This window comes from Tenacibaculum sp. DPLXC6 (assembly GCF_056815515.1).
On record NZ_CP141806.1, the window covers coordinates 2,692,186 to 2,711,267 of the forward strand.

At 32.0% G+C, this 19,082-nt stretch carries 21 protein-coding genes; 7 read left to right on the forward strand and 14 right to left on the reverse strand.

Annotated elements, in window-relative coordinates; translation table 11 throughout:
- Positions 1 to 65 precede the first annotated feature (65 nt).
- From VCM48_RS12215 to VCM48_RS12240, 6 genes are all read left to right on the forward strand, one after another.
- Positions 66 to 1,097, forward strand: a complete 1,032-nt coding sequence (locus tag VCM48_RS12215; RefSeq protein WP_482270684.1) for an asparaginase — start codon at positions 66 to 68, stop codon at positions 1,095 to 1,097.
- Positions 1,098 to 1,349: 252 nt separating this feature from the next.
- Positions 1,350 to 2,063 (forward strand): MotA/TolQ/ExbB proton channel family protein, encoded by a 714-nt coding sequence (locus VCM48_RS12220; RefSeq protein WP_099215731.1) that lies wholly within the window; start codon positions 1,350 to 1,352, stop codon positions 2,061 to 2,063.
- 9 nt (positions 2,064 to 2,072) lie between these two features.
- Positions 2,073 to 2,510 (forward strand): hypothetical protein, encoded by a 438-nt coding sequence (locus VCM48_RS12225; protein WP_099215732.1) that lies wholly within the window; start codon positions 2,073 to 2,075, stop codon positions 2,508 to 2,510.
- 6 nt (positions 2,511 to 2,516) lie between these two features.
- Complete coding sequence (locus tag VCM48_RS12230; RefSeq protein WP_274640805.1) at positions 2,517 to 3,143, forward strand: ExbD/TolR family protein; 627 nt, start codon at positions 2,517 to 2,519, stop codon at positions 3,141 to 3,143.
- 17 nt (positions 3,144 to 3,160) lie between these two features.
- A complete protein-coding gene (locus VCM48_RS12235; protein WP_099215733.1) occupies positions 3,161 to 3,631 on the forward strand; it encodes an ExbD/TolR family protein in 471 nt (156 codons plus the stop codon).
- Positions 3,632 to 3,717: 86 nt separating this feature from the next.
- Complete coding sequence (locus VCM48_RS12240; RefSeq protein ID WP_482270685.1) at positions 3,718 to 4,386, forward strand: porin family protein; 669 nt, start codon at positions 3,718 to 3,720, stop codon at positions 4,384 to 4,386.
- Here VCM48_RS12240 and VCM48_RS12245 read toward each other — a convergent pair.
- The 11 genes from VCM48_RS12245 to VCM48_RS12295 form a co-directional block, all read right to left on the reverse strand.
- Positions 4,381 to 4,980 (reverse strand): hypothetical protein, encoded by a 600-nt coding sequence (locus VCM48_RS12245; RefSeq protein WP_482270686.1) that lies wholly within the window; start codon positions 4,978 to 4,980, stop codon positions 4,381 to 4,383. The genes VCM48_RS12240 and VCM48_RS12245 overlap by 6 nt on opposite strands.
- Entirely contained in the window at positions 4,980 to 6,443 is a 1,464-nt protein-coding gene (gene rpoN / locus VCM48_RS12250; RefSeq protein ID WP_274640802.1) for an RNA polymerase factor sigma-54, read from the reverse strand. Before rpoN ends, VCM48_RS12245 begins: the two co-directional genes overlap by 1 nt.
- A gap of 83 nt (positions 6,444 to 6,526) precedes the next feature.
- Positions 6,527 to 7,960 (reverse strand): asparagine--tRNA ligase, encoded by a 1,434-nt coding sequence (asnS, locus tag VCM48_RS12255; RefSeq protein ID WP_482270687.1) that lies wholly within the window; start codon positions 7,958 to 7,960, stop codon positions 6,527 to 6,529.
- A 146-nt stretch (positions 7,961 to 8,106) separates the two neighbouring features.
- Positions 8,107 to 10,476 carry an efflux RND transporter permease subunit gene (locus tag VCM48_RS12260; RefSeq protein WP_482270688.1) on the reverse strand — a complete coding sequence of 790 codons (2,370 nt, stop codon included), beginning with the start codon at positions 10,474 to 10,476 and terminating at the stop codon, positions 8,107 to 8,109.
- Between the two features lie 96 nt (positions 10,477 to 10,572).
- The gene (frr, locus tag VCM48_RS12265) at positions 10,573 to 11,127 is read right to left on the reverse strand and encodes a ribosome recycling factor (protein ID WP_440120704.1); all 555 of its coding nucleotides are present in this window, start codon (positions 11,125 to 11,127) and stop codon (positions 10,573 to 10,575) included.
- Between the two features lie 48 nt (positions 11,128 to 11,175).
- On the reverse strand, positions 11,176 to 11,886 hold the full coding sequence (pyrH, locus tag VCM48_RS12270) for a UMP kinase (protein WP_125065931.1): 711 nt from the start codon (positions 11,884 to 11,886) through the stop codon (positions 11,176 to 11,178).
- Positions 11,887 to 11,997: 111 nt separating this feature from the next.
- Positions 11,998 to 12,966 (reverse strand): translation elongation factor Ts, encoded by a 969-nt coding sequence (gene tsf, locus VCM48_RS12275; RefSeq protein WP_274640798.1) that lies wholly within the window; start codon positions 12,964 to 12,966, stop codon positions 11,998 to 12,000.
- 91 nt (positions 12,967 to 13,057) lie between these two features.
- Positions 13,058 to 13,804 carry a 30S ribosomal protein S2 gene (gene rpsB / locus VCM48_RS12280; RefSeq protein WP_274640797.1) on the reverse strand — a complete coding sequence of 249 codons (747 nt, stop codon included), beginning with the start codon at positions 13,802 to 13,804 and terminating at the stop codon, positions 13,058 to 13,060.
- Positions 13,805 to 13,946: 142 nt separating this feature from the next.
- Positions 13,947 to 14,333 carry a 30S ribosomal protein S9 gene (rpsI, locus tag VCM48_RS12285; protein ID WP_028892298.1) on the reverse strand — a complete coding sequence of 129 codons (387 nt, stop codon included), beginning with the start codon at positions 14,331 to 14,333 and terminating at the stop codon, positions 13,947 to 13,949.
- Positions 14,334 to 14,335: 2 nt separating this feature from the next.
- Complete coding sequence (rplM, locus tag VCM48_RS12290) at positions 14,336 to 14,791, reverse strand: 50S ribosomal protein L13 (RefSeq protein ID WP_274640796.1); 456 nt, start codon at positions 14,789 to 14,791, stop codon at positions 14,336 to 14,338.
- A gap of 188 nt (positions 14,792 to 14,979) precedes the next feature.
- Complete coding sequence (locus VCM48_RS12295; protein WP_274640795.1) at positions 14,980 to 15,828, reverse strand: OmpA/MotB family protein; 849 nt, start codon at positions 15,826 to 15,828, stop codon at positions 14,980 to 14,982.
- A 130-nt stretch (positions 15,829 to 15,958) separates the two neighbouring features.
- Between VCM48_RS12295 and VCM48_RS12300 the strand changes: the two genes are divergently transcribed.
- Positions 15,959 to 16,930: an FAD:protein FMN transferase gene (locus tag VCM48_RS12300; RefSeq protein ID WP_482270689.1), complete on the forward strand. Its 972-nt coding sequence runs from the start codon at positions 15,959 to 15,961 to the stop codon at positions 16,928 to 16,930.
- Here the strand turns inward: VCM48_RS12300 and VCM48_RS12305 are convergent.
- The 3 genes from VCM48_RS12305 to VCM48_RS12315 are packed head-to-tail and all read right to left on the reverse strand — an operon-like array spanning position 16,927 to position 19,079.
- Entirely contained in the window at positions 16,927 to 17,697 is a 771-nt protein-coding gene (locus tag VCM48_RS12305; RefSeq protein WP_482270690.1) for a class I SAM-dependent methyltransferase, read from the reverse strand. The genes VCM48_RS12300 and VCM48_RS12305 overlap by 4 nt on opposite strands.
- Before the next feature lie 3 nt (positions 17,698 to 17,700).
- Positions 17,701 to 18,519, reverse strand: a complete 819-nt coding sequence (gene map / locus VCM48_RS12310; RefSeq protein WP_440120707.1) for a type I methionyl aminopeptidase — start codon at positions 18,517 to 18,519, stop codon at positions 17,701 to 17,703.
- Positions 18,520 to 18,548: 29 nt separating this feature from the next.
- Positions 18,549 to 19,079, reverse strand: coding sequence for a thioredoxin family protein (locus tag VCM48_RS12315; protein WP_482270691.1), 531 nt, complete (start codon positions 19,077 to 19,079; stop codon positions 18,549 to 18,551).
- Between the last annotated feature and the right edge of the window lie 3 nt (positions 19,080 to 19,082).

Consider the following 19,082-nt stretch of genomic DNA (forward strand, 5'->3'; position numbering starts at 1 on the left):
TTTTTGTTGGTTAAATTTACAACATAAATTATTCCAAATTATTAACGGTATAAAAAAATGTCAAAATGGCAAATCAACCTAAAATTTTAATAGTTTACACAGGCGGAACTATTGGTATGGTTAAAGATTATAATACGGGCGCATTAAAAGCGTTTGATTTTAGTCAAATATCAAGTAAAATTCCAGAATTACAGCAGCTTAATTGTGAAATTAATACGATATCTTTTGACGAACCTATTGATTCTTCTAATATGAGTGTAGTTTATTATATACAAATAGCAGAAATAATCTCTGATAATTATGACAAGTTTGATGGATTTGTAGTCCTAACAGGTTCAGACACCATGTCGTATACGTCGTCAGCAATAAGCTTTATGTTTGAAAATTTACAAAAACCTGTGATTTTTACGGGATCACAATTACCCATAGGAGATTTACGTACAGATGCTAAAGAAAATTTAATTACATCTATACAAGTTGCATCAGCCTATGAAAATGGTAAACCTGTTATTCAGGAAGTAGGGTTATATTTTGAGTATAAACTATACAGAGCTAATAGAACTACAAAAATAAATGCTGAACAATTTGAAGCGTTTGCTTCTATGAATTATCCACCTCTAGCAGAAAGCGGAGTGCATTTAAACTTTAATTATTCATTATTACTTAAACCTAAAGAAAATCAAAGTGATTTAGTAGTAAGAAAGAACCTTGATAATCACGTAGCTATTTTAAAGTTATTTCCTGGTATTACAGAGTCTGTAGTGAGAAGTTTTATGAATATTCCGGATTTAAAAGGTATTATTTTAGAAACTTACGGATCAGGAAATGCACCAACCGAAAAATGGTTTGTTGATTTATTAGAGGAATCGGTAAGCAAAGGAATTTATATTGTCAATGTAACTCAATGTAAAGGAGGAAGTGTAATTTTAGGACATTATGAAACAAGTTCAGAATTAAAACGTATTGGTATTGTTGATGGTAAGGATATTACAACAGAAACAGCCATTGCTAAAATGATGTATTTGTTAGGAGAAAAGCTTTCAAAAGAAGAATTTACGCATTATTTTCAAACACCACTAAGAGGAGAAATGGCGTAGTTTGTAAATAAATCGTTAATTTTGTGTTTGTAACTGCTTGAAATACTATAGAAAAGAGTTAAAAAAGGTGTGGTTAATAGAAATCCTATAGATTTTTTTTAATGTACCAACATTTTTTTGTTACTTGCCACTCTGTAAAATTAAAAGCGTAATAAGTACAAGTAAAGAATCACTTATTTATAAAAAATTAAGTTTTTCATGGTAAAATTTGTATTTTTAACCCGTTAACTATTTAAAATTAATTATAACAAAATGAAAAAAGTAGTAAATATCCTAACTATTACAGGATTTATGTTTTTAGGAGCTATTCAATCAACTTATGCTCAAGAAGCTGAGAAAACTTTTCACCAAGAGTTAAAGCAACGTTTTATTGAAGGAGACCCTAAGTTTATGGGAATTGTATTGGTAGCCTTAATATTAGGTTTAGCTATTGCAATTGAAAGAATTATTTATTTAAACATGGCTACAACTAATACTAAAAAATTAGTAGCTAGCGTTGACGAAGCATTAAGTTCAGGTGGTGTAGAAGCTGCTAAAGAAGTTTGTAGAAATACAAAAGGTCCTGTTGCTTCTATCTTTTACCAAGGTTTAGAAAGAGCTGATGAAGGATTAGATGCTGCTGAAAAAGCTGTAGTAGGATACGGTGGAGTACAAATGGGATTATTAGAGAAAAACGTTTCTTGGTTATCTTTATTTATCGCATTAGCACCAATGTTAGGATTCATGGGTACTGTAATTGGTATGATTGAAGCGTTTGATAAAATTGCAGTAGCAAACGATATCTCTCCAGCAGTAGTAGCAGGTGGTATTAAAATTGCATTATTAACAACAGTATTTGGTCTTATCGTAGCGATTATTTTACAAATTTTCTATAACTACATTATTTCGAAGATTGATAGTATCGTTAACAACATGGAAGACGCATCTATCTCTTTAATCGATTTATTAGCTAAGTATAAAAAATAATCAATCAATATGAATAGTAAAATATTAACATTACTAGTAGCTGCAATTTCACTAATCGGTGCTGCATTGTTCTTAAATGTAGCAAGAATAGATAAAGAAGATGTAGAAGCAGTATCAAGTGCTGTTTCTCCTTTAGTAACTTATTCTTACTGGTTATTGATTGGAGTGGTAGTAACAGCAGTTGCAGCCTCAATGTGGGGGATGTTTAAAAACCCTGCAGCATTAAAAAAGGTATTATTAGGTGTTTTAGCATTAGCAGTTCTTTTTGCTGTATCTTATTTCTTGTCTTCAGATGCACAAGTAATAGGAGCAGATGGAGGAGAATTAGCAGCTCAAGGAAGTACATCTAAATGGGTAGGAACAGGAATTACATATAGCATTATCCTAGGAGGAATTGCTGGTGCATTCTTTGTTTGGGATTTATTAAAAGGAATCGTTAAATCGTAAGTTAATATGGCAAGAAGAGAAAACCCAGAAATTAATGCAGGTTCGATGGCAGATATTGCCTTCTTGCTACTTATCTTTTTCCTTGTAACAACTACAATGGATGTTGATTCAGGTATCCCTAAAAAGTTAGCTGAAAAAACTGATGTGAAGCCACCAATTATTAAAGAAAAAAATATTTTTCAAGTTAGCATCAACCGAAATAATCAACTTTTAGTTGAAGATCAGGCGATGGAGTTGAAAGACTTAAAAGATGCTGCTATTAAATTTATTGATAACGGTGGTGGTATTGGTAACCCAATGCCAGGAATGGAAGTAGGAACTACTTGTAATTACTGTAAAGGTGATAAAGATCCAGAATCATCAGATCATCCAACTAAAGCAGTAATCTCTGTTGAGAGTGATAGAGGTACTGAGTATGGTACGTATGTAGCTGTACAAAATGAGTTGTTAAGAGCTTATACTGAATTACGTAACAGATTATGCCAAGAAAAATATGGTATGAGCTTTACTGAGTTAGAACAAGCTTTTAAAGACAGTGCAAGAAAAGATGAGTCATTAAGAAAGAAAGTTGAAGATATTAAGGCGAGTTACCCTCAAATTATTTCTGATACAGACCCAACAAATGTTCAATAATAGTAAAACAATAGAGTATGTCTAAATTTAAAAAGAAGAAAAAAGGATTGCCAGCAGTATCTACGGCATCTTTACCAGATATTGTTTTTATGTTATTATTCTTCTTCATGGTAACTACTACCATGAGAGAAACAGATTTACAAATTGATTCACCTCGTTTACCAAGTGCAAGTGAAGTAAAAAAGCTTGAGCGTAAAAGTTTAGTGAGTACAATTTATGTTGGTAAAGCTAAAGACCCAAAGTATGGTACAGGATATAACAGAATACAATTAAACGATAAAATAGCTACTCCAGATGAAGTACCTTCGTTTATATATCTTGAAAGAGATAATGTTTCTGAAGCAGAAGTACCTTTTATGACAACTTCTATAAAAGCAGATAGAGAATCGAGTGTAGGTACATTAGCCGATATTCGTGAAAAGTTAAGAGATGTTAACGCTCTTAAATTAAGTTTATCTACGCATAAAGGAGATGTTATTAAGAAGTAATTACTTTTAAATAAAACAAAAAGAGCAATCTAATGATTGCTCTTTTTTTATACAAAAAAGGTATATTTATCGTTAGATAATTATCTATGAAGTACATTTTAAGTTTTTTTGTTTTTATTCTGTCTCTAAATATTTTTAGTCAGAAAGATTCTTTACAGTTGGGTGACAAATATTGGGAAGATCAACTGTATATTGATATTACATACAACTTATTACAAGATCAACCCGAAGAACTTGGCAGAACGGGATTCTCATACGGGTTGGCGTTAGGTTATATGAAAGACATTCCTTTAAATAGAAAAGGTAAAACAGCTATTGCCATTGGATTAGGGTATAACTATGATTCATTTAGTCATGAATTAAAAGTATTAGATGGAAATGTAAAAGAGTATGAAACTGACCCTGATATTACATCTAATAAAATAAAGCTACACAATTTAGAGGTGCCTATCCAATTTAGATGGCGATCTTCAGATGCAAATACATACTCATTTTGGCGTTTTTATGCAGGTTTTAAAGTCTCTTATAATATAAGTAATAGCTTTAGATATGATTCTCCAACAGGTCAGGTTAGTTTTTCAAATGCTGAGAAATATAATAAATGGCAAACAGGTTTAACTTTATCCGCAGGTTACGGTACATTTAATTTTCATGTATATTATGGTTTATCACCAATGTTTAAAGATGTTAGCTTGAATGGAAAGCCAATAAATAGTAAAATAGTTAAACTTGGTTTAAGTTTTTATCTTCTATAACACATAATAAGCCATAAAAGGAGCTATTAAGCCAATAAAAAAACCAAGATACACTTCTCTAACAGTATGAGCTTTTAAATGCAGCCTTGAGCTTGCTAGAAGACCAGACAAGAAAATAAACGATATAATTATATGGAGTATATAAACAGCTTGTATTTGTTGAAACAATAAGAAATATCCAACTGCAACACCCATGGATAATAAATGAAGGCTTCCTTTAATTTTAAAAGGAAATAGCAAGTAAATAAAGCCTAAACCAAATACAGTTCCGTAAAACAGGTAGCTAATGTCTTTTACAATACCCATGCTAGCAAACATTTTTCCTAAAATCAAAAATAAAGTCATCATAAAAAAAATAGGGAATTTTCGTTCGTTGATGCTGTGTACTCGAAAAGACTTTATATAGCCAATAGACTTTAAGAAAACAAGTAGAAGCATTGGTATAAGATATGTAGCAACAAAAACTATTGCTAATATTGTGTATTGCTGCTGTTTGTTTAAATTTATTGGTGAAAGTAGGAAATACAGAATAATCCCAATAGTAGGCATTACAATAGGATGAAGAATAGTTGATATGAATTTATGCCAACGCATTAAATCTCTTTACGTAATCTTGCGACAGGAATGTCTAATTGTTCACGGTATTTTGCAACAGTCCTTCTTGCAATAGGATACCCCTTTTCTTTTAAAATTTTAGATAATTTTTCGTCAGTAAGAGGTTTTCGTTTGTCTTCCTCTTTAATTACAGTTTCTAATATTTTCTTAATTTCTCTAGTTGATACATCTTCTCCCTGGTCATTTTTCATCGATTCAGAAAAGAATTCCTTAATCAATTTTGTACCATAAGGTGTAGAAACATATTTGCTACTAGCAACACGAGAAACTGTTGATACATCCATGCTAATTTCATCGGCAATATCTTTTAAGATCATAGGCTTAAGCTTACGCTCATCTCCTGTTAAAAAATATTCTTCCTGACGATGCATAATAGCATTCATGGTTACTAAAAGTGTCTGTTGACGTTGTTTTATCGCATCAATAAACCATTTTGCAGCATCTAACTTTTGCTTTATAAAGAGTACAGCATCTTTTTGAGATTTAGTTTTCTCTTTAGAGTCTTGATACCCTTTTAGCATGTTATTATACTCTCTAGAAACATGTAATTCTGGAGCATTACGAGCATTTAAAGTTAAATCTAAGTTGCCATCAATAATTTTTATTGAAAAATCAGGAACTATTTGCTCTGCAATTTTATTATTTCCAGCGTATGAACTTCCTGGTTTTGGGTTTAGTTTGCTTATTTCGCTAATAACATCTTTTAATTGTTCTTCAGAAATACTGAATTTTTCTAAAAGTTTCTTGTAGTGTTTTTTAACAAAATGATCAAAAGCTTCTTCTAAAACTCTTATAGCTAATGCTCTACTTTCATTCTCAGATTTAGCTTTTAATTGAATAATTAAACATTCTTTCAAGTTTAAAGCACCAACACCAGTAGGATCTAACTTTTGAACAACATTTACCAAAACATCTTGTACTTTTTCTTCAGTAGTAAAAACATTTTGAGTAAAGGCTAGGTCATCAACTAAATCAATAATATCTCTACGAATATATCCGCTATCATCTATACTACCCACTAAAAATTCAGCAATAGCACGTTCTTCTTCATCGATTCTAAAAGTGTTTAATTGATTTTTTAATGATTGATGAAAGCTAGTACCTGCTGCATAAGGAATTTGTTTATCATCATCGTCTGAAGAATAGTTGTTGGTTTGTGTTTTATAACTAGGATATTCATCATCGCTTAAATACTCATCAATGTTTATATCTTCAGCATCTATTTTTTCATTACCCGAATCGTCATAATCAACATCATTGGCTAAACTATCCTCAAAATTTTCGGGCTCGTCTTTACCAGTATCTAATGCGGGGTTTTCTTCAATTTCTTGTTTCAAACGTTCTTCAAAAGCTTGCGTAGGCAACTGAATTAACTTCATCAACTGTATTTGTTGTGGAGATAATTTTTGAAGTAATTTTTGATGTAAACTTTGTTTTAGCATATATACAAAGATATGAAATAGGACAAAAAAAATCGTCATTCGTAAAGGAATGACGATTGATATTTATAAGTTTTATGATTTTTTTAAAACTCAGCGTTTTGTGGTGTTCTTGGAAAAGGAATAACATCACGAATATTGCTCATTCCTGTTGCAAATAAAACTAAACGTTCAAAACCTAAACCAAAACCAGAATGTACTGCGGTACCAAACTTACGAGTATCTAAATACCACCATAACTCTTCTTCAGGAATATTTAGTTCAGCCATTTTTTCTTTTAAAACATCTAAACGTTCTTCTCTTTCTGAACCTCCTACCATTTCACCTATTCCAGGGAATAAAACATCCATGGCACGAACGGTTTTACCATCTTCATTCAAACGCATGTAAAACGCTTTTATATTTGCTGGATAATCAAATAAAATTACAGGACACTTAAAGTGCTTTTCTACTAAATAGCGTTCGTGTTCAGATTGTAAATCAACCCCCCATTCGTTAACAGGGAATTGAAATTTTTTCTTTTTGTTAGGCTTAGAGTTTCTTAAAATGTCAATAGCCTCTGTATAGCTTACACGCTTAAAGTTGTTGTCTACAACAAATCGTAATTTTTCAATTAAGCCCATTTCACTACGTTGCGCTTGAGGCTTTGTTTTTCCCTCTTGTGCTAAACGATTATCTAAGAAAGCTAAATCATCTTTACAGTTATCTAGCACATATTGTAATACGTACTTAATAAAGTCTTCAGATAAATCCATATTAGCATCTAAATCATTAAACGCTACTTCTGGCTCAATCATCCAGAATTCTGCTAAGTGACGTGTTGTATTTGAGTTCTCAGCTCTAAAAGTAGGCCCGAAAGTATATATTTTACCTAATGCCATCGCATAGGTTTCACCTTCTAATTGACCAGAAACAGTTAAGTTAGTTTCTTTTCCAAAGAAATCTTTAGAGTAGTCTATTTCACCTTCTTCGTTTACAGGAGCTTTGTTTGCTTCAAATTGAGTTACTTTAAACATTTCACCAGCACCTTCAGCATCAGAACCAGTAATAATAGGAGTATTTACATAGTAAAATCCGTTTTGTTGGAAGTACTGATGTACTGCAAATGATAATGCAGAACGTAAGCGCATTACAGCACTAAAAGTGTTAGTTCTTACACGTAAATGTGCATTTTCACGTAAAAACTCTAAACTATGTTTTTTAGGCTGAATTGGATATTCATCAGGATTTGAATCTCCTAAAATTTCTAAATTTTTTACTTGAACTTCTACTGTTTGACCTTTACCTTGACTTTCTACTAAAGTACCTTGGATACTAACAGCAGCTCCAGTATTTATTCTTTTTAATAAAGTTTCGTCGGTATTTTCAAAATCTACAACACACTGAATATTATTTATAGTAGAACCATCATTTAGAGCAATAAAACGATTGCTTCTAAAAGTTCTTACCCATCCTTTTACGTGTACTTCTTGTAAAAATTTGTCAGATTGTAATAAATCTTTAACGCTACTTCTTTTCATGTCTTTATATCTTCAATAAAATCAAGCAAAGATACTTTTTTGCTGTTAATTAGCAATAAAGAGACACAAGAATAAAGAGTTAACTTTTATTCATTAAATTTAATAGAAAAGCAAGCATTTGTAAACTAAGTATAATTATCCTAATACTAGTCTTGTTTATCTTCTTTTGGAGGTAATATTTTGAATTTAGTTTCCTTTAAAACTTTTTTGTTCGCTATCTTTTTCTCGAATGAAAGTAGGAGAGAAGGTAACAATAGTAAGTTTGAAACCATGGCTAACAATAATGTAATAGAAACTAAACCTCCCAATGCAATAGTACCACCAAAGCTAGAAACTGTAAAGACTAAAAAGCCAAAGAAAAGGACTATTGAAGTATAGAACATACTAACTCCTGTTTCTCTTAAAGCTGAGTATACAGCGGGTTTTATTTTCCAGTTATTTGCTAGCAATTCTTGTCTATATTTTGCTAAGAAGTGAATAGTGTCGTCTACCGAAATACCAAAGGCTATACTAAACACCAAAATAGTTGAAGGTTTTATAGGGATATCAAAGAATCCCATTAACCCACCTGTAATTAGTAGTGGAAGCATATTAGGTATTAGTGAGATTAATATCATTTGTGGCGAACGGAACATCCATGCCATAAATATTGAGATTAATATAATCGCTAACGATAGAGATATAACCAAGTTTTTAATTAAATAGTTAGTTCCTTTTAAAAATACTAATGCTTTACCTGTTAATGAAACGTCAAATTTTTCACCTGGAAATTGCTTGTTAATTACAGCCTGTAATCGATCCTGGATAATGTCCATTTTATCGGTACCAATATCCTTCATAAACGTAGTTATGCGAGCGTAACGTCCTGTGCTATCTACAAAGTTCTTCAGCATACCAGAGTTACTATCAGAGTTTTTAGTATATGAGAAAATATAACTCTTCTCTTGACTTGTTGGTAGTTGATAATACTTAGGATTTCCGTTATAGTAGGCTTGCTTAGAGTATTTTACAAGATTTGTAACAGATATAGGTTTTGATAATTCAGGAAAAGTTTCAATAGTTTCATTAAGCTTTTCCATCTTTTTTAATGTAGAAAGCTTCATAACACCTTTTTCTCTCTTAGTGTCAATTAAAATTTCTAAAGGCATAATTCCTCCAAATTCATATTCAAAGAACTTAATATCCTTATAAAACTGCTTTCCTTTAGGCATATCTTCAATCAAGCTTCCTGATACACGAATCATGTATAGGCCAATCATACTAAAAATGATTATTGAAACTGTAGTAATGTAAATAGCAATTCGTTGTTTTTTTACCATACGTTCCATCCAAGAAACAACATTACCCATCCATTTTTTCTCTAGATGGTTTAAATGCTTTTTTTCCGGTAGTGGCATAAAACTGTATATAATCGGAATGATTAATAATGCTAGAATAAAAATACTAATGATATTTACAGATGCTAAAACACCAAACTCACGCATTAGCCTGCTTTTAACAAATATAAAAGTTGCAAAACCTGAAGCAGTAGTAATGTTGGTCATTAATGTAGCATTACCAACTTTAGAAATTACACGTTGTAATGATTTTGCTTGATTTCCGTGTTTTTTTACTTCTTGTTGATACTTGTTTATTAAGAAAACCGCATTCGGTACACCAATTACGATAATTAAAGGCGGAATTAACGCTGATAGCACGGTAATTTCATAACGGAATAATCCCATGAAACCAAAAGCCCAAGTTACTCCAATACTTACTACGAGTAGCGTAATAAATGTAGCTCTAAACGAACGAAAAAAGAAGAAAAAGATAATAGCTGTTATTAATAATGCACCAATAACAAAAATTCCCATTTCATCAGTAATGTTCTGAGAATTTAGAGTTCTTATGTAAGGCATACCAGAAACACGAACATCTATTTTATTGTCTTTTTCAAAAGATTTTATAGTTGGTATTAAAACATCAAAAACAAAATCTTTACGAATAGGAGTGTTTACAATATCCTTATTTAAATAAATGGCTGTTTGTAAAGTACCTTTGTCATTGTATAATAAGTTGTTATAAAAAGGAAGTTTCTCAAAAAGTTGCTTCTTTATGTTTTTAATTTCTTCATCAGTAGATGGAGCTTCTTCAAACAGTGGCTCAACGACAAATTTTCTTTCTTTTCTATCGGCCTTTAATTGCTGAACATCAGCAACAGAAACAGTAAAATCTACTTGTGGTAAACTGTCTAAATCTTTAACAAGTTTATTCCATGCATTAAATTTAGCAGGTGTAAATATTGTAGAATCTTTTACGCCTAAAATGATGAGATTACCTTCTTCTCCAAAAATCTCTAAGAATTTGTTGTATTCAATGTTTACCTCATGATCGGTAGGAAGTAAGTTGGCTTCTGTATAGGAGAAGCGCATATATTTCATCTGAGTGACTAAAAGTCCTGTAATTATAGCAATAGTAATTAAAACTAAGTAACGATTTCGCAATAAGAACCCTGCGATTTTAGTCCAAAAAGTCATCCAAAAAAAATTTCAGCAAAGTTATGCTAAATGAATGAATTAAACGAAAAAAAGAGCGTCATATGATGCTCTTTTTTAACTATTTCTTAAAAGAAATTATACAGTCATAATTTCTTTTTCTTTAACAGCATACTTTTCGTCGATTATTTTCACATAATCATCAGTTAATTTCTGAACTTCAGCTTCAGAATTTTTCTTCATATCGTCAGAAATATCAACTTTTTTAATTTCGTTGTTAGCATCTTTACGAGCATTACGAATTCCAACTTTTGCGTGTTCAGCTTCTGCTTTAGCTTGTTTAGCTAAGCCTTTACGACGCTCTTCAGTTAACGGTGGCACATTAATTATAATGTTTTCTCCATTATTCATAGGATTGAAACCGATATTTGCAAGCATAATAGCTTTTTCGATCTCTTGTAACATATTTTTTTCCCATGGTTGAACGGATATAGTTCTAGCATCAGGAGTATTTACGTTTGCTACTTGCGATAATGGTGTTTGAGAACCGTAGTAATCAACCATAATTGTGCTTAGCATAGCAGGAGTTGCTCTACCGGCTCTAATTCCTACTAACTCTTTTTCTAAGTGGCTAATAGCTTTGTCCATTGCCTCTTTAGTCGAATCTAAAATAAAATCAATCTCTTCGTTCATTTTGTTCGTATTTAAAAACCTCAAATAGGTTGAGGGTAACTTTTCGGTTTATTCGTTATCAACTATTGTTCCAATGTTTTCTCCAGAAACAAGCTTTAAAAGATTTCCTTGCTTGTTCATATCAAAAACAATAATTGGTAATTTGTTTTCTTCACTTAATGTAAAAGCTGTCATGTCCATTACTTTCAGACCTTTTTCAATAACGTCTTTAAAGGTAATGTTTTCATATTTAACAGCATCTTTATCTTTTTCGGGATCGGCTGTATAAATACCATCAACACGTGTACCTTTTAAAATAGCATCAGCGTTAATTTCAATAGCTCTTAAAACAGCTGCTGTATCGGTTGTAAAATACGGATTTCCTGTTCCTCCACCAAAAATTACTACACGTCCTTTTTCTAAGTGACGATTAGCTCGACGTTTTATATAAGGTTCTGCAATTTCTTTAATTTCAATAGCAGTTTGTAAACGTGTGTGAATTCCTTGATCTTCTAAGGCACTTTGTAAAGCCAATCCATTAATACAAGTAGCTAACATTCCCATATGGTCACCCTGTACACGGTCCATACCTTGACTAGCACCAGCAACTCCTCTAAAAATATTTCCACCACCAATAACAATGGCTACTTCTACTCCTTTATCTATAACTTGTTTTATCTCTTGGGCATACTCTTTAAGTCTGTTTGGGTCAATACCATATTGACGTTCACCCATCAGTGCCTCACCACTTAATTTTAAAAGAATTCTTTTGTATTGCATTTGTTTTGTTGAAAGTTGTGCAAAGCTACATATTTTTTTTATTCTAATTTTAAGACATAAAAAAAAACCATCCGAAAATTGGATGGTTTAATATAAAATTGTTGTTGAGAATTATCCTAAAGTAACTCTTACGAAGTTTTTAACTTCAACGTCACCGTAAGTAGAAACATATTCTGCAACAGTTTTCTTTTCGTCTTTAATAAACTTTTGATCTAATAAACATTGTTCTTGATCTAAAGTTGTATTGTCAGAGATAAATCTTTCCATTTTACCTGGTAAGATTTTGTCCCAGATTTGTTCTGGTTTACCTTCAGCTTTTAATTGCTCTTTAGCTTCTTCTTCAGCTTTCGCTAAAGCTTCATCTGTTAATTGTAAACGAGAAACAAATTGAGGAACGTTCTTTAAAGTTTTACCTAAACGTACTAATTCTTCGTTGTCCTTTTTAATCGCAGCAATTCTAGCTTCAGTTTCAGAAGCTACATAAGCAGGATCAAAATCTTTGTAAGATAAAGAAGTTGCTCCCATTGAAGCAGCTTGCATAGCTAAGTCTTTAGTTAACTCAGCAGCGTTATCTACAACAGCAGTTAAACCTACCATTGCAGCAATTTTTCCAACGTGAGTATAAGCTCCTACGTATGGTGCTTCAATTCTTTCGAAAGCAGTGATATCGATTTTTTCACCGATAACTCCTGTTTGCTCGATTAATTTTTCAGCAACAGTTACACCACCAAAATCAGCAGCTAAAAACTCCTCTTTTGTTTTGTGGTTAAAAGCGATGTCAACAAATTCTTGCGCTAAAGCTTTGAATGAATCGTTTTTAGCTACGAAATCTGTTTCACATGCTAATACGATAGCAACACCATATGTGTTGTCATCGCTAATTTTAGTGATTGCTACACCTTCAGTAGACTCACGATCCGCTCTTTTAGCAGCAATCTTTTGTCCTTTTTTACGTAAAATTTCAATAGCTTTATCAAAATCACCTTCAGCTTCTACTAATGCTTTTTTACAATCCATCATACCAGCTCCGGTAGTTTCTCTTAATTTCTTTACGTCTGCAGCGCTAATTTTTACTGACATTTCTATCGTTATTTTTTAGTTGTAAATATATTGTTGTACAAAGTTGTAAAAATTTAAAGGTTTCAATGTAATGAAACCTTTAAATTAAAAATTATTTTGCTTCTTCTTTTGCTGGAGCGTCAGCTGCTTTTTCAGCTTTAGCTTTTTCTTTGTCAGCTTTTCTTTCAGTTAAGCCTTCAGCAATTGCATCAGTTACATACGATAATACTTTATCGATAGATTTAGAAGCATCATCATTTGCAGGAATTACAAAATCGATTGGTCTTGGATCAGAGTTTGTATCAACCATTGCAAAGATTGGAATGTTTAATTTTTGTGCTTCAGCAACAGCAATGTGTTCTTTCTTTACATCAATTACAAATAAAGCTCCTGGTAAACGAGTCATATCAGAAATTGAACCTAAGTTCTTTTCTAATTTTTCACGTTGACGAGTAATTTGTAATTTTTCTCTTTTAGATAATGCATCAAAAGAACCATCAGTCTTCATTCTATCAATAGCAGTCATTTTCTTAACGGCTTTACGAATAGTAACGAAGTTTGTTAACATACCACCTGGCCAACGCTCAGTAATGTAAGGCATGTTTACAGCTTTAGCTTTTTCAGCAACGATATCTTTAGCTTGCTTTTTAGTTGCAACGAATAAGATTTTACGTCCTGAGTTAGCTATTTTTTGTAACGCAGCAGAAGCTTCGTCAATTTTAGCTGAAGTTTTGTACAAATCGATGATGTGAACACCATTACGCTCTGTATAAATGTATGGAGCCATGTTAGGGTTCCACTTTCTAGTTAAGTGTCCAAAGTGAACACCACTTTCTAATAATTCTTGAATGTTTGCCATTTTAATAAATGTGTTTACGTTCTGTTTTCGCAATATTTCAGTAGTTATTAAGTCTGAAATATTTAGATACTAAACTGTTAAAAATTGATTTATAAATAACAGTCTCGAAACATTTAAATACTGAAACAAGTTCAGTAAAATATTAACGTTTAGAGAACTGGAATTTCTTACGTGCTTTCTTCTGACCGAATTTCTTACGTTCAACCATTCTTGGATCACGAGTTAATAATCCTTCTGGTTTTAATACAGCTTTGTTTTCTTCGTTAATTGATACTAATGCTCTAGTAATTGCTAAACGAATAGCTTCAGCTTGACCAGTAACACCACCACCATATACGTTTACTTTAATGTCGTAAGCCTCTAAGTTTTCAGTTAACATTAAAGGTTGTTGAACTTTGTATTGTAAAGTTGGAGTAGTGAAATAGTTTTTAAACTCTCTTTTGTTGATAGTGATGTTTCCACTTCCTTGAGAAACATAAACACGTGCAACAGCTGTTTTTCTTCTACCTATTTTGTGTACAGTTTCCATAATTATTTAAGATCGTTAAGGTTAATAGTTTTAGGCTTTTGAGCTTCTTGACCATGCTCTGTACCTGCGTAAACATATAAATTTTTGAATAACGCGCTACCTAAACGGTTTTTAGGTAACATACCTTTTACTGCTTTTTCGATTAATCTTGTAGGATCTTTTTCGAACATTTCTGTAGCAGTTAATGATCTTTGTCCTCCTGGGTAACCTGTGTGACGGATGTAAGACTTATCTGTCCACTTTTTACCAGTTAGGTTGATTTTTTCAGCGTTGATAATAACAACGTTGTCTCCACAATCTACGTGAGGAGTATAATTTGGCTTGTACTTACCTCTAATAAGTTTTGCAACTTTAGAAGCTAGACGACCCAATGTTTGCCCGTCCGCATCAACTAAAACCCACTCTTTGTTTACGGTAGCTTTATTAGCTGATACTGTTTTGTAACTTAATGTGTTCATAATTACACGATTAGTTTTTGTTTATTAATAATTTAATTTTATCCTTTAAAAAGGTCTGCAAATGTACGATTAATTATTTGATTGACAAATAGCGTGTTAGTTTAATTTTTTTACTATTTATTTTAGCTAAGCAAAACGTATAAAAAAAGCGTGCACATGGCACGCTTTTTAATCTATATGTTTAAAAACTATTCTACTTTTTGATCTAATAAATCAAAGAATTGATTTAGCCTTGGTAAAATAATGATTTTTGTACGTCTGTTTTTAGCTTTGTTAGCAGGACTGTTGTTTTCTACTAAAGGAACATAGCTACTTCTACCAGCTGCGATTAACCTTTCAGGAGCTACATTATATTTTCCTTGTAACTCACGAACAATAGCAGTAGAACGTAAAACACTTAAGCCCCAGTTATCTTTCAATGCTGATCCAGCTGAAACAGGAGTGTTGTCTGTATGCCCTTCAACCATTACATCCATTTGAGGTTGTCCGTTAACTACAGTTGCAACTTTTTCTAACACCTTAGAAGCTTTGTCGTTAATAGTGTAACTTCCGCTTTTAAATAATAACTTGTCAGAAATTGAAATAAATACTACTGTTTTTTCAACATTAACTTCGATGTCTTCATCATCAATACCGTCTTGTAATTCTCTTTTTAAGTGGAATGCAACTACTAAGTTTAAAGAATCTTTCTTAGAAGCAGCTTCTCTAATTTTGTTGATGTATTTATCTTTTTTACTTAATTGAGCTAGTGTTTCCTTAATGTTGTCATTAGCACCTTGAGTTAATACAGTTAAATTCTCAACTTGTTGTAACGTATTTTCTTTATCTTTCTTTAATTCTGTTACTCTAGACTCTAAAGAAAATGCTTTGTCTTCACAATTTTCTTTTTCAACTAAACATTTTGTTAAGTTAGCTTTTACAGCTAATAACTCTTCTTTCGTTTGTTCATGTTTAGCTTTAATAGCTTCTAACTCTTTTGTTGAAGCACATGATGCTAGTAAAATTGAAGCAGTAAGGAATAAAAATATTTTTCTCATTTTATTCTGATTTTTTTTAGATGTATTTATTAATAGTTAAGCAAATTTATAAAAATGAAGACACAAAAAAGAGAATTAACAATCTTTTATGAAGTGTGAAAGCATTATTTTTGTGACTAAATTTTTAAAGATGATTAAAAGGATAACGCTTTTATTAGTTTTATTATTGTTAGTAATAGCTTGTAAAGAAGAAAAAAAACAAAATATAACGAAGCTTCAAGGAGCTGTTTTTGGAACGACTTACCATATTACTTATGTGAGTAGTGAAGACTATCAAAAAACCATTGATAGTCTGTTTGTTTTGGTAAATAAATCATTGTCAACGTATATGCCTACTTCTGATATCTCAAAAATTAATCAAGGAGATAGTACAATAGTTGTTGATGATATGTTTGTTGAAGTGTTTGAAAAAGCTAAAAGAATTTATAATGAAACTGATGGGTATTTTGATCCAACTATAGGAAGGTTGATTGATGCATATGGATTTGGGTCAGGTAAGGAGAAAAAGAATCTAACTACTGAGGAAATTTCAGCCTTAATGGAACATGTGGGGTTTGATAAAGTTTCTTTAAAGGATAGAAAAGTTTATAGAGAAAGCTCAGATATAGAGTTTAATGTAAATGCTTTTGCTAAAGGTTATGGTGTTGATGTGGTAGGAAGGTTTTTAGAATCAAAAAATATTCATGATTATTTAGTAGAAATAGGAGGTGAGATTAGAGCTAGAGGGACAAAAGATGGAAAATTATGGAAAGTAGCCATTGAGAAACCAAATGTTGACGGAACACGCTCTATTCAAAAAGTAATTGAATTGGATAACGAGTCAATGGCAACTTCTGGAAATTATAGAAAATACAAGGTAAATGCTGAAGGGAAAAAAATAGTACATACGGTAAATGCAAAGACAGGATTGGCAGAGGAAAGTAACTTATTAAGCGTGTCAGTTCGTTTAAAAGGAGATTGCGCTGATGTAGATGCTTATGCTACTGCTTTTTTAGCAATGGGTCTAGAGAAAACAAAAGTATTTTTAGAAGAACACCCAGAGTTAAAGGTGGTGTTACTATATCATAATGAAGCAAATGAGTTAGCAGAGTATGCTAATTAATTTTTATAACATACAGGCAAAATTTCGCCTTTCATTAAAGCAAATCGTTCTAGTTTTTCTGGAGCGATTTTTTTTGTGTAGTCTATTTCATCAACTGTAAAACCTATAGAACGTAGTTTGTTAAAGTAATCACGACCGTATACGCGAACATGGTCATACTGGCCAAATATTTTTGCACGCTCTTTGGGGTCTGTAATCGAATTGTCTTCAAAAGTAACTTCTCTACTTAAATCTTGAGGAATTTGAAAAATACCAAACCCACCAACTTTCATTACACGATACAATTCTTGCATTGCTTTCGTATCGTCAGAAATGTGTTCTAATACATGATTGCAAAACACCACATCAAAAGAGTTGTCTTCAAAAGGAAGATCGCAAATATCTGCTTTTACATCTGCTATAGGTGATTCTAAATCGGATGTTGTGTACTCTAAATTTTGCTGTTTTCTAAAAAGATCTAAAAAACATTGCTCAGGAGCGATGTGTAATACTTTTAACTTTTTATCGGAAGTAAAGAAGTTGCTTTCCTGTTGTAAAAAAAGCCACATTAAACGATGTCTTTCTAGTGAAAGGGTGGAAGGAGAAAGTGCATTTTTACGTTGAATTCCATATCCGTAAGGTAAAAATTTCTTGAATGATTTTCCGTCAATTGGATCTGTAAAGTTATCCCCTTTTAACCACCAAGCAATTACAGGTCTAGCTATATAGCTAACTTTAATTAAAATTGGTCTTGGAATTGTATTTAATATTACTTTAAATAAAGACACAAATTATAAGACTAATGGTTGTTGTCTGAATTCGTCTTCCTCATTACTTTCAATACCTAACGCATCGTATATATACTTAAAGGTAGATAATAACTCAGGTTTACCATCAATAATAGCTACATCGTGCTCAAAGTGGGCAGAAGGTTTGTTGTCTAAAGTAGTGATGGTCCATCCGTCACTGTGTTGGCGAATTTTTTGTGTTCCTAAGTTTGTCATAGGCTCAATGGCAACTACCATACCTTCAATAAATTTTTTACCTCGTCCTCTGCGTCCATAGTTAGGCATTTCAGGATCTTCGTGCATTTTACGTCCTAATCCGTGACCTACTAATTCACGAACAACACCATAGCCATGCTTTTCAGTGAAGTTTTGAATAGCAAATCCTACATCTCCAACACGGTTTCCTACTTTAAATTCACGAATACCTACATATAAACTCTCTTTAGTAACGTCAAGTAGTTTTTGAGTTTCAGGAGCAATTTCACCTACAGCAAACGTATAGGCATGATCTCCATAAAAATCATTTTTTATAGCGCCACAATCAATAGAAATGATATCACCTTCTTGTAAAGGTGTGTTATTTGGGATTCCGTGAACTACTTGTGAGTTTGGACTCATGCAAAGAGTGTTTGGGAAATCATACAAGCCTAAAAAACCAGGAATGGCACCTTGCTCACGAATAAAGTCTTCGGCAAGTTTATCAAGATACAATGTAGTAACTCCAGGTTTTACTTCTTTAGCAAGCATACCTAAAGTTTTTGATACTACTAAAGCACTTTCGCGCATTAATTCAATTTCTTCTCTAGTTTTTGGTTTAATCATGGTAAAAATATTGAGGCGCAAATTTACAGTTATTTTTGATATGGATGTTTGTATTCTTGACCAGATAGTATTTTTAAGAAATCTTCTTCAACAGAGCTATCTTCAATAGCGTGTTCTACAAAACGACCAATTTCTTTTCCGTCTTTATAAAAGATAAAGGTTGGAACTCGAATTACATTAAAGCCTTCTTCTAATCCGTTGGCTTTTTTCTGACGGTTTACAGTAACCAATTCAAGGTTCTTATAGTCGAATTCTGCTTCGTCTAAAATTTTGTAAAAGTTAGGAATTTCTCTTTTGCTGTCTCCACACCAAGTTCCCATAAACCCTTTTATTTTTATGTCTTTTAAGTATGGTTTTAGTTTTTCTACGGTACTTTTGTCTGTTTCGTAATATGAATAAAAATCGTTGAACCAATCACTCCCATATGGTTCTTGCTGAAAGTCTTTTTTAGTGGCAATACCAACTAAATTTCCATTTTCGTTTTTTGTTGCTAGGTTCTTAGGTGTCGATGCACAAGAAACAATAAGTAAGGTTACAAAAAAGTATACGATTTTTTTCATAAA

Bases quoted from the DNA above. Each gene is read 5' to 3' on its own strand.
- frr (WP_440120704.1), bottom strand. From the start codon at position 11,127: ATGAACGAAGAGATTGATTTTATTTTAGATTCGACTAAAGAGGCAATG.
- rpsB (WP_274640797.1), bottom strand. From the start codon at position 13,804: ATGGCAAACATTCAAGAATTATTAGAAAGTGGTGTTCACTTTGGACAC.
- VCM48_RS12300 (WP_482270689.1), top strand. From the start codon at position 15,959: ATGATTAAAAGGATAACGCTTTTATTAGTTTTATTATTGTTAGTAATA.
- VCM48_RS12225 (WP_099215732.1), top strand. From the start codon at position 2,073: ATGAATAGTAAAATATTAACATTACTAGTAGCTGCAATTTCACTAATC.
- asnS (WP_482270687.1), bottom strand. From the start codon at position 7,960: ATGAAAAGAAGTAGCGTTAAAGATTTATTACAATCTGACAAATTTTTA.
- rpsI (WP_028892298.1), bottom strand. From the start codon at position 14,333: ATGGAAACTGTACACAAAATAGGTAGAAGAAAAACAGCTGTTGCACGT.
- pyrH (WP_125065931.1), bottom strand. From the start codon at position 11,886: ATGCAATACAAAAGAATTCTTTTAAAATTAAGTGGTGAGGCACTGATG.
- VCM48_RS12295 (WP_274640795.1), bottom strand. From the start codon at position 15,828: ATGAGAAAAATATTTTTATTCCTTACTGCTTCAATTTTACTAGCATCA.
- VCM48_RS12260 (WP_482270688.1), bottom strand. From the start codon at position 10,476: ATGACTTTTTGGACTAAAATCGCAGGGTTCTTATTGCGAAATCGTTAC.
- rplM (WP_274640796.1), bottom strand. From the start codon at position 14,791: ATGAACACATTAAGTTACAAAACAGTATCAGCTAATAAAGCTACCGTA.
- VCM48_RS12245 (WP_482270686.1), bottom strand. From the start codon at position 4,980: ATGCGTTGGCATAAATTCATATCAACTATTCTTCATCCTATTGTAATG.
- VCM48_RS12215 (WP_482270684.1), top strand. From the start codon at position 66: ATGGCAAATCAACCTAAAATTTTAATAGTTTACACAGGCGGAACTATT.
- VCM48_RS12315 (WP_482270691.1), bottom strand. From the start codon at position 19,079: ATGAAAAAAATCGTATACTTTTTTGTAACCTTACTTATTGTTTCTTGT.
- VCM48_RS12240 (WP_482270685.1), top strand. From the start codon at position 3,718: ATGAAGTACATTTTAAGTTTTTTTGTTTTTATTCTGTCTCTAAATATT.
- VCM48_RS12220 (WP_099215731.1), top strand. From the start codon at position 1,350: ATGAAAAAAGTAGTAAATATCCTAACTATTACAGGATTTATGTTTTTA.
- rpoN (WP_274640802.1), bottom strand. From the start codon at position 6,443: ATGCTAAAACAAAGTTTACATCAAAAATTACTTCAAAAATTATCTCCA.
- tsf (WP_274640798.1), bottom strand. From the start codon at position 12,966: ATGTCAGTAAAAATTAGCGCTGCAGACGTAAAGAAATTAAGAGAAACT.
- map (WP_440120707.1), bottom strand. From the start codon at position 18,519: ATGATTAAACCAAAAACTAGAGAAGAAATTGAATTAATGCGCGAAAGT.
- VCM48_RS12235 (WP_099215733.1), top strand. From the start codon at position 3,161: ATGTCTAAATTTAAAAAGAAGAAAAAAGGATTGCCAGCAGTATCTACG.
- VCM48_RS12230 (WP_274640805.1), top strand. From the start codon at position 2,517: ATGGCAAGAAGAGAAAACCCAGAAATTAATGCAGGTTCGATGGCAGAT.